Origin of the sequence: Flavobacterium sp. (assembly GCF_031363805.1) — a bacterium.
Taxonomy (GTDB): domain Bacteria; phylum Bacteroidota; class Bacteroidia; order Flavobacteriales; family Flavobacteriaceae; genus Flavobacterium.
Window position 1 is genome coordinate 1 of record NZ_JANLVD010000216.1, and the last position, 10,598, is coordinate 10,598.

Genomic DNA, 10,598 nt, shown 5'->3' on the forward strand with positions numbered 1-10,598 from the left:
TAAAAATTAAAGTTTCAGCACAAAAGTAGTATGATTTGGGCGTAACCCACAAGAAAAATGTGGGTCAGGCTTTCCGCTCTCACTTTTTTAAAAAGGCTAAAAACGCCTTTTTAAAAAGAGTTCCGCTTCAATCCTTTACGCAAACATAATCAGTATTTATTATTAAAATTAAATTATTATTGAAACATTATTGAGTATCAAAACTTAATGAACCTTAATTCCTTAATGGTAAAAAAAAATAATTTAAAAAATCTGTGAAAATCTTTTTAATCTGTGGCAAAAATAAATTATTGAAATTTTTTAATTAGCAAAATTTGTGCAATTCGTGTCAAAAAGAAATTCGTAAATAAAATATCAAATGAAAAAAACAATCACATTAATATTCCTCATCCTTTTTCAAATAACAGCATTTGCCTGTCCAGTTTGCGAAAGAAACCAACCCAAAGTCTTGCGTGGCATCGTTCACGGTTCTGGACCAGACAGCAATTGGGATTATGTAAGCATCGTTATCACCATCATCATTTCGATTTTTGCATTTATCTATTCCATAAAATGGTTGATAAAACCAAACGAAAAAAACCAAAACCACATCAAATATTCCATCTTTAAATAATTCATTATGAAAAACAACAGTTCCGTTTTTATATTTCTAGATGAAGAAATACAACCTTTTGGCGAATTTTCTGTACCCATAAATTTTGATCTCGACACCACAAAATTAGTCGATGGCGATCACGTGCTCAAAATTGTCAGCAAAGATCCAACAGGAAAAGAAGGCATTCGTAAAATTCCGTTTTTTGTTAGAAATGGACCATCAATTTCGGTAGAAGGAATTTCAGAAAATGATACTGTCGATGGTGTAATTCCGATAATGATAAACGCCTACGGAAAAGGCGATCAAAAACAATTTTTAATCGAAGGTAGCGAAACACCACAATCTACACCAGCTTGGTTTTGGGCAATAATAATCGGTTTTATAGGCTTTGCGATTTATTATTTCACAGTAGAAATGACACGTGGAAAATAAGTTTTTCATTTCAAGTCTTTCGTCCTACAGGGTTTTTTTAAATCTTGTAGGTCTTTTTCAATAAAACTTCATAACTACAAGTTTCAAAAAGCTTTGCACGTCATTTTCAATTAAATTTCATACCTACAAGGTTAAAAAAAAGCTTGCAGGATTAATAAAAATATAATAGTACAAAAAATTTACAAAGCAAAAAAGTAAAATCTAATTCAAAAATAGCGCAATTTTACAAGTTATTTATAAAGTTATGTAACACAAATAGAGGTATGATAAACGACTTTTAAGTAATATATAAATCAGATTTAAATTACTATTAAAAATGAAAAAACCAGAAAAATTTCCCAAAGAACCAAATGAACAATTAGAAAAAGACGGCTACCCAAAATATCCAGAATCCGAAGACATTTACAACAAATTCGATAAAGAATTCGACATAGATCCCGAGAATATTGCCAAGAATAAAGAAATTATTCAAATCGATAAAAATCCAGCTTGGAATGAAAAAGATTTCACCCAAGACAAAACTGGAAATGATTTAGATATTCCAGGTTCAGAACTTGATGACGACCAAGAAAATATTGGAAGCGAAGACGAAGAAAACAATGGTTACAGCATTGGCGGAGACAATCATAACAATTTAGAAGAAGACAACGAAATATGAAAACACAAAAAAAAGTAGGCATTTGGATGGATCATTCTAATGCTAATATTATTGAATTTCCATCGGATAATAAAGAAAAAAAAACAATTTCGTCAGATTTCAGCGCCGATGATAGAGCAGAAACTTTGCAACGGAGTGAAAACGAAATGCACAATAAAGAGCAACAAAAACACGGAACATTTTATAAAAATTTGTCGAAAATCATTAAAGATTTTGATGAAATATTGCTTTTTGGACCAACAAATGCCAAAAGTGAGTTGCACAATTTGTTGAAAGAGAATCATGAGTTTGATAAGATTAAAATCGAATTAAAAAACACTGATAAAATGACTGATAAAGAACAACATAATTTTGTTTCAGAATATTTTACACGATTTGATTTCAAAAATTAATTTTTTGATCTTTTAAAATCGTAACTCATTTTCCTGCAAGGTCTTTTTTGACCTTGTAGGTATTTATAAATGTAATTTGAAACCTACAAGGTTCAAAAAACCTTGCAGGATAAACAAAATAAATAAAAGCATAAGCAATGAAAGTAGCCATCTTTGGAACCCAGTTTTACGAACGTGACTACTTCAATAAATACAATATTGATAACACACACGAACTCACTTTTTTCAATGAACAATTAACAGCAGAAACAGCATTTTTGGCAAAAAGTTTTCAGGCAGTTTGCGTTTTTGTAACCGATAAAATCGATAAAAATTGCATAGAAAAACTTGCCGAAATTGGTGTAAAGTTAATCGATTTGCGAAGCGCAGGTTTCAATAATGTAGATCTCGAAGCAGCAAAAAATAACAATATAAAAGTGGTTCGAGTTCCAGCTTATTCGCCACAAGCAGTTGCCGAACACGCAGTAGCAATGATTTTAACGCTAAACAGAAAAACCCACAAAGCTTATAATCAAGTAAGAGAAAATAATTTTTCATTGCAAAAGTTAATGGGTTTTAATCTTTTTGAAAAAACTGTTGGTGTGGTTGGAACAGGTAAAATTGGTCGGGCATTTTGTAATATTATGTTGGGTTTTGGATGTAAGATAATTGCTTACGATATCAAAGAAAACGAAGGTTTAAAACAAAAAGGCGTTCAATATAAAACCTTTGATGAACTACTTTCTCAATCAGATATTATATCTATTCACTGTCCATTAACTCCAAAAACCAATCACATCTTTGACAAAAAAGCTTTCGATAAAATCAAAAAAGGCGCAATGATTATCAATACAAGTCGTGGTGGAATTATTAATTCTGAAGATGCAATTGTAGCTTTAAAAAAAGAACAAATTGGTTATTTAGGATTGGATGTTTATGAAAACGAAAGTAATTTATTCTTCAAAGATTTATCTCAAACCATAATTCAAGATGATGTTTTTGAACGATTATTATCCTTTAATAATGTTTTAATTACGCCACATCAAGCGTTTTATACTCAAGAAGCTGTAACAGAAATAGCCAAAATAACCATCAAAAATTTTACAGATTTCGAAAAAGATTTGCCATTAGAAAACGAAGTTATACTTTAAAATAAATTACAATGAAAACACAACAAATTGTTTTGGCATCAAGACCAAAAGGTACGCCAACACTCGCGAATTTTAGAACAGAAACGATAGATTTATCAGAATTAAAAAAAGGCGAACTTCTTTTAAAACCAAATTTTTATTCTGTTGATCCATATATGAGAGGAAGAATGAACGATGCAAAATCCTATGCAGAACCTTTTCAAATTGACCAAGCCATAAAAGGTGGCGTAACTGCAACTGTTGTTGAAAGTAAATCTAATAATTTTAAAATTGGCGATGTTGTAGTCGGAATGTTGCCATGGGCAGAACAATGTGTTGCATCAGAAAAAGGATTGCAAAAAATAGATACTTCCATCTCACCAGAAAGTTATTATTTGGGGGTTTTAGGAATGACTGGATTGACTGCTTATTTTGGTTTAATGCATATTGGAAAACCTAAAAAAGGTGAAACTGTTGTAGTTTCTGGTGCCGCTGGCGCAGTTGGCGTTGTGGTTGGTCAAATTGCAAAAATTCAAGGTTGTCGTGTTATTGGAATCGCTGGATCTGATGAAAAAGTAAATTTATTAAAAGAGAAATTTGGTTTTGATGAAGCTATAAATTATAAAACTACAAAAAATTTGACAGAACATATTGCAAAATTATGCCCAAAAGGTGTCGATATTTATTATGATAATGTTGGAGGAGAAATATCTGACGCAGTAATTGCCAATATTAATTTTAATGCTAGAATTGCTTTGTGCGGTCAAATTTCTCTTTACAATAGTACCGAAGTTCCAGTTGGACCAAGAATACAACCGATGCTTTTAACCAGAAGTGTATTAATGCAAGGTTTTATTGTTGGAAATTATAGTACCAATTTTCCAGAAGGAATCAAACATTTAAGCGAATGGGTAAAAGATGGAAAATTAAAATTTAGTGAAACCATAGTAAATGGTTTTGATAATTTACCAAAAGCATTACTAGGATTATTTAAAGGCGAAAATACTGGGAAAATGATTGTTAAAGCATAAATTATCTGAGACACGAATTACACAAATTAGCACGAATTCTTAATATGATTTAAAAAAAATTAGTGGAAATTAGTGCAATTTGTGTCGGAATTTATAATCCTTTATTCTTTGAAAATTAGAATAAAATTTTCGGAACAGTTATAATAAATTAGTTGTACAAAATCAAATAACTTCAAATTGTGGAATACAAAGACTATTACAAAATTTTAGAAATAGACAAAAAAGCCACACCAGCCGAAGTGAAAAAGGCGTACCGAACTTTGGCTAAAAAAAACCATCCGGATAAAAATTTGGGTGACAAAAAAGCGGAAGAACGTTTTAAACTGGTCAACGAAGCCAATGAAGTTTTGGGCGATGCCGAGAAACGAAAACAGTATGATGAGTTGGGCGAAAATTGGCAACAAAATCAGCAACAAAATCAAAATCAGCAATACCAGAGAAGTAATACCAATCAAGGTTTTGGCGGAAACAATCAAGGAGATTTTTCGGATTTTTTCGAACAGTTTTTTTCTCAGCAACGAGGCGGAAACCAACAACAAAATCAATCCAGAAAAGGTGGAGATTATGAAACTGAAATGGAAATTTCACTCCAAGAAGCCTATTCAGGAACCAGTAGAATTATTCAATTGGAAAACGAAAAACTTCGCGTAACTACAAAACCTGGCGCTTACACAGACCAACAATTGCGCATAAAAAATAAAGGTGCAAAAGGCAGTTCGGGAGCCAACCGTGGCGATTTGTTTATTAGAATTAAAGTAGTTAATAATTCAAAATACCTTCGTAAGGGAAACGATTTGTATCAAACATTAGAAGTAAATTTATACGATGCCATATTAGGAAACGATATTATTGTCGAAACATTTTCAGGCAAATTAAAAATAAAAATTGAGGCAGGAACTCAAAACGGAAAATCCATCCGACTTAAAGGAAAAGGAATGCCAGTTTATGAAAAATCAGAAACATTTGGAGATTTTTATATCATAATTAAAATAAAAATTCCAGAAAAATTGACCGACAAACAAAAGGAATTATTTGAAGAACTCAAATCAATTTCTTAAACAACTTTAAAGATGAAAAATACAATCAAAATAATGACATTGCTTTTTCTTTTTTTAAACTGTAAAAAAGAACATAAAACAACTATTAACTCCATAGAAAACTTCACAGATTTACTGCTGGAAGAATCGGCTGTAAATTCTTTTTTTAAATCCAATCCTGAAAACGAAAATATTGTAAAAGAGGTTAATTTATTTTATAAAAATCGGGGTTTTCAATATGCTTGGTTCAACAAAAAAGGAATGACACAAGCAGTTCCGAATTTTCAAAATCAGTTGCAAAATTACAGCATTGATTTTGAAGATAAAACTTTCAATAATGCACAATTGGATACTTTGATTACGATAATAAAAACCAATAATAATGAAGCTGAAATTGATAAAAAACAACGTGAAAAATTAGAATTAATTCTCACCATAACCTTTTTTAAATATTCGGAAAAAGCATATTCTGGAATCAACAAAAACGCACACCAATTGGAATGGTTTATTCCAAGAAATAAAAAAAATTATCAGACTCTATTGGATTCATTGGTGTTGAAGCCAGATAATAAAATTAACGAACCCGTAAATTTATACTACACCAAATTAAAGCAAAAACTTCGTTTGTATCGTGATATTCAAAAAAAAGGTGGTTTTCCAGCTATCAAAACCGATAAAAAATTACTTTCGGTAACCGAATCAGATTCTTGTTTATTGCAAGTAAAACAACATCTATTTATATCCGGAGATTTGAAAATAAATGATAAAAATATATATTTTTCAGACAGTTTAGCAAGCTCAATTTCCAATTTTCAACAACGTTTGGGTTTGCCAGAAAATGGAAAATTAGATGCCAAAACCATAGCAGAATTAAACAAAACAGTCGATTATAGAATCAAACAAATGCTCGTTAATATGGAACGTCTCCGATGGGTTCCAGTCGAAATTGAAAACGATTATTTACTAGTAAATATTCCAGAATTTAAGTTGCATGTTTTCGAAAACAGAAAATTACTTTGGGAAACCAATGTTGTGGTTGGAAAAGCCGCAAAGCAAACCACAATTTTTAAAGGAAATATATCAAGAATAATTCTTAATCCTTACTGGAATATTCCAAACAGCATCATTAATAACGAAATTTTACCCAAATTGAAACGCAATTCCAATTATCTAGCCAGAAATAATATGGAAGTCGTTTCCAATGATGGGAAAGCTATGAGTGCTACAGCGATAAATTGGAATAAATATTCCAAAAATGTTCCTTTTATAATCCGACAAAAACCAAGCAAAAATAATGCGCTGGGCAAAATGAAGTTTCTTTTTCCAAACAGTTACAGCATTTATTTGCACGATACACCATCCAAAGAATTGTTTAACCGAAACAAAAGAGATTTTAGTCATGGTTGCATTCGGGTAGAAAATCCAAAAAAGTTGGCCATGTATTTGCTTAGAAACGATAAAATTTGGAATCAGAAAAAAGTAGATAAAGTTCTAAAAACTACCAAAGAAACTGGAATAGCAATAAATCCCACAGTTCCTGTATACATTACATATTTTACCGCTTGGGTCGATTTTAAAGAAAACCTAAATTTCAGAAATGATATTTATAATTTAGATGATGAGTTGGCAAAAGAAATTTTCGCAGATTAATTTTAATCAAAAAATTTAATTTTTAAATATACAAATTATGAAAAAGATTCTTGTAACCACAGATTTTTCGGCAAATTCAAAAAAAGCAATACGATTTGCCATGCAGTTGGCATCACAAAACAATTATAAATTGGTATTTTATAATGTGACATATGTAGCCATTCGACCAAATGCTTGGGATACAGTTTATTCTGGCAGTTCCAACACCAGCGAAATTAGTATAAACCAAGAAAAATTAGAAAATTTAATTACCAAAATTCATCGGGAATCTAAATTGGCGGAAATAAGCTATGAGTGTGACTGCGAAGTTGCAGAAGGTCCGTTTTTGAATGTTGGAAATCATATTATGGAATATGCAGAAAAAATAAAAGCCAACTACATTTGTGTAAGTACAACAGGTTCTGGAAGTATTTCCAAACTATTTGGCTCAACGGCATCGGAGCTTATTTTAAAATCGACTATTCCGCTTTTTGTTATTCCAAAAAATTATATTCAAAAAGAATTCTCCTCAATTTGTTATGCATCGGATATTGAAAATATAGATTCAGAAATTAAAAAAGTGGTGGAATTGGCAGATTCTTTAAAATCAAAAATCACAATATTGCATTACGATTATGATTCCTATTTAAAATTGGACAAAGAAAAACTGAATAATGCAGCCAAAAAATACGAATCTGAAAAAATATTCTTTGAATACAAAAAGTTAAATCCAAAATACACCATAAATTACCATATTCGGAAAGATGTTTTGCTTATAAAACCATCGCTAGTTGTTTTATTTACCAAGCAAAACAGAAATTGGTTCGATCGATTATTTGAAACGCATCATTCTAGCAATATGTCGTTTAACACAAAAGTACCATTGTTGATTTTTAGAAAAAAAGAAAAATAAGCTTCAACTTTTTAAGCAAATTTCATAATTTATTGATAAAAATATTCTGATTATGACAACAAACAATTTTGATATTAAAGGATTATCCGATCAAGAAGTTACTATTTCAAGAGCTAAAGGCGGAGAAAATGCTATCATCTTAAAAGAAGAAAATCATTTGCTAAAAGCAATTTTAAATTTTTTTAAAGATCCGATGATACTGTTATTATTAGTGGCTTCCACTATATATTTTATCAGCGGAAAAACTTCTGATGGCATATTTTTGGCATCGGCAATTGTATTGGTTTCTGCCATTTCATCTTATCAAAATGCTAGAAGCAGGAATGCTTTAGCCAAACTGAAGGATTTTACAAAACCAAAATGTAAAGTCATTCGAAATGGAAAAACCATCGAGATTAAAACTGAAGAACTTGTTCTTGGCGATAGTTTGTTGGTCGAGGAAGGAAGTTCCATTTCAGCAGATGGAACAATTATACATTCCAATGATTTTTCTGTAAACGAAGCCATTTTAACTGGCGAATCCATGTCGGTTATCAAAGATAAATCCTCAAAAGAAAATACAATTTTTCAAGGTACAACTGTCGCAAGTGGATTGGCAATTGCAACAATTACAGCCATTGGAAACAAAACTAAATTAGGAATAATTGGCGAAAGTCTAGAAAGCATTAAAGAAGAAAAAACACCATTAGAAATTCAAATTGGGAATTTTGTAAAAAAAATGGCCATTGCTGGTGGCATTGTATTTTTGATTGTTTGGGCAATAAATTATTTTCAATCTTACAATTTATTTGACAGTTTACTCAAAGCATTAACCTTGGCAATGAGTATTTTGCCCGAAGAAATTCCTATTGCATTTACCACTTTTATGGCACTTGGTGCTTGGCGAATGATGAAAAAAGGTATTATTGTAAAGCAAATGAAAACGGTTGAAACGCTAGGAAGTGCAACCGTAATTTGTATTGATAAAACAGGAACAATTACAGAAAATACAATGAGTTTGGCGAAAGTGTTTAGTTTAAAATTTGATAAAATTACCGATTTAGAAACTGAATTATCTGACGATGAAAAGCAATTAATTTCATTATCGATGTGGGCAAGCGAATCCATTCCTTTTGATCCTATGGAAGTTGCGTTGCACCAAACATATTCGAAAGTCATCAAAAAGGACGAACGTACTCATTATAAAATGGTGCACGAATATCCATTATCCGGCAAACCACCAATGATGACGCACATTTTTGAAAACAAATCTGGTAGTAGAATTATTGCAGCAAAAGGTGGAGCAGAAGCAATAATGGCAATTTCTAAACTTTCAGCTAAAGAAAAAAAACAAATTCTCGAAGCCATACATTCATTATCAACAGAAGGTTACAGGATTTTGGCTGTTGGCGAAGCAACTTTCGATGGAAAAGATTATCCAAAAACACAAGAAGAGTTTAAATTGGATTTTAAAGGATTATTGGCATTTTATGATCCACCAAAAAAGAATATTCATTTGGTTTTGCAACATTTTTATAAAGCCGGAATTGCAGTCAAAATTATCACTGGCGACAATGCCGAAACTACTTCATCCATTGCCAAACAAATAGGATTTGTTGGATACGAAAATAGTATTTCTGGCGAATATTTAATGAAATTATCTGACAAAGACTTCAAAAAGAAAGTGTTGGAAATTAATTTATTTACAAGAATGTTTCCCGAAGCCAAACTCAGAATCATCAACGCTCTAAAATCCAATAAAGAAATTGTAGCCATGACTGGCGATGGCGTAAATGATGGGCCAGCCTTAAAAGCTGCTCATATTGGGATTGCAATGGGAAAAAAAGGAACAGAAATTGCCAAGCAAGCAGCATCATTAATTATCATAAACGACGATTTAGACAAAATGGTTTACGCCATTTCTATGGGACGAAAAATTTATGCAAACCTCAAAAAAGCCATTCAATTTATAATTTCGATTCATATTCCAATTATTTTGACGGTTTTTATTCCGTTGGCTTTGGGTTGGATGTATCCCAATATTTTTTCGCCTGTTCATATTATATTTCTCGAATTGGTAATGGGTCCAACATGTTCCATTGTATATGAAAATGAACCTATCGAAAAAAATACAATGACACAAAAACCACGACCTTTTACAGATACTTTTTTCAATTGGAAAGAATTATCAACTAGTATTATTCAAGGTTTAGTCATTACAATTGGAACATTATTTTGCTATCAATATTCTGTTTATCAAGGTTTTAATGAGGGAGTTACAAGAACTATGGTTTTTGTAGTTTTAGTTACAGCCAACATATTTTTAACTTTAGTAAATCGTTCATTTTACTATTCAATATTTACAACATTATCATATAAAAATAATTTAGTTTCCATTATTATTGGAATAACAATTGCCATAACAGGATTGTTGCTTTATGTAAAACCATTAACAGAATTCTTTGATTTTGAGCATTTGAACATAGTACAATTAATGATAGCAATTGTTGTTGGATTTCTATCAGTCATTTGGTATGAATTCGTGAAATTAGGAAAACGGAATTATACAACTTAAACAATTGATTATGAAACTATTATTTAATATTTAAATCTAATTTTAATTTACTCAAATAAAAAAACTTTTTCTATAAAAATTATCAAAGAAAATTATTATCAAAGAAAACTTTTTTCAGAGAATACTTCTCTTTTGTATAATTGAGATTTAATATATTTTTTTGTAAGTTTAATCATTATTATAATTTGAATTCAAAAAAGGATATTATTGCAAGCCGCAATTCTTAAAAAAAGTTTTCTTTGATAATA

10 protein-coding genes are annotated in these 10,598 nt (G+C 30.7%); all 10 read left to right on the forward strand.

The window, feature by feature from the left end:
* Window positions 1–358 precede the first annotated feature (358 nt).
* Window positions 359–613, forward strand: a complete 255-nt coding sequence (locus RMN92_RS11505) for a hypothetical protein (RefSeq protein WP_309609590.1) — start codon at window positions 359–361, stop codon at window positions 611–613.
* 6 nt (window positions 614–619) lie between these two features.
* Entirely contained in the window at window positions 620–1,027 is a 408-nt protein-coding gene (locus tag RMN92_RS11510; RefSeq protein WP_309609591.1) for a cytochrome C, read from the forward strand.
* A gap of 316 nt (window positions 1,028–1,343) precedes the next feature.
* Window positions 1,344–1,685 (forward strand): hypothetical protein, encoded by a 342-nt coding sequence (locus RMN92_RS11515; RefSeq protein ID WP_309609592.1) that lies wholly within the window; start codon window positions 1,344–1,346, stop codon window positions 1,683–1,685.
* A complete protein-coding gene (locus tag RMN92_RS11520) occupies window positions 1,682–2,077 on the forward strand; it encodes a hypothetical protein (RefSeq protein WP_309609593.1) in 396 nt (131 codons plus the stop codon). The genes RMN92_RS11515 and RMN92_RS11520 overlap by 4 nt, the downstream gene beginning before the upstream one ends.
* Before the next feature lie 137 nt (window positions 2,078–2,214).
* Entirely contained in the window at window positions 2,215–3,207 is a 993-nt protein-coding gene (locus RMN92_RS11525; RefSeq protein ID WP_309609594.1) for a 2-hydroxyacid dehydrogenase, read from the forward strand.
* An 11-nt stretch (window positions 3,208–3,218) separates the two neighbouring features.
* Window positions 3,219–4,217, forward strand: coding sequence for an NADP-dependent oxidoreductase (locus RMN92_RS11530; RefSeq protein ID WP_309609595.1), 999 nt, complete (start codon window positions 3,219–3,221; stop codon window positions 4,215–4,217).
* Between the two features lie 179 nt (window positions 4,218–4,396).
* Complete coding sequence (locus RMN92_RS11535; RefSeq protein ID WP_309609596.1) at window positions 4,397–5,275, forward strand: J domain-containing protein; 879 nt, start codon at window positions 4,397–4,399, stop codon at window positions 5,273–5,275.
* Between the two features lie 12 nt (window positions 5,276–5,287).
* Window positions 5,288–6,904, forward strand: a complete 1,617-nt coding sequence (locus tag RMN92_RS11540) for a L,D-transpeptidase family protein (RefSeq protein WP_309609597.1) — start codon at window positions 5,288–5,290, stop codon at window positions 6,902–6,904.
* A 37-nt stretch (window positions 6,905–6,941) separates the two neighbouring features.
* Window positions 6,942–7,796 (forward strand): universal stress protein, encoded by an 855-nt coding sequence (locus tag RMN92_RS11545; RefSeq protein ID WP_309609598.1) that lies wholly within the window; start codon window positions 6,942–6,944, stop codon window positions 7,794–7,796.
* 52 nt (window positions 7,797–7,848) lie between these two features.
* Window positions 7,849–10,350: a cation-translocating P-type ATPase gene (locus RMN92_RS11550; protein ID WP_309609599.1), complete on the forward strand. Its 2,502-nt coding sequence runs from the start codon at window positions 7,849–7,851 to the stop codon at window positions 10,348–10,350.
* Window positions 10,351–10,598 lie beyond the last annotated feature (248 nt).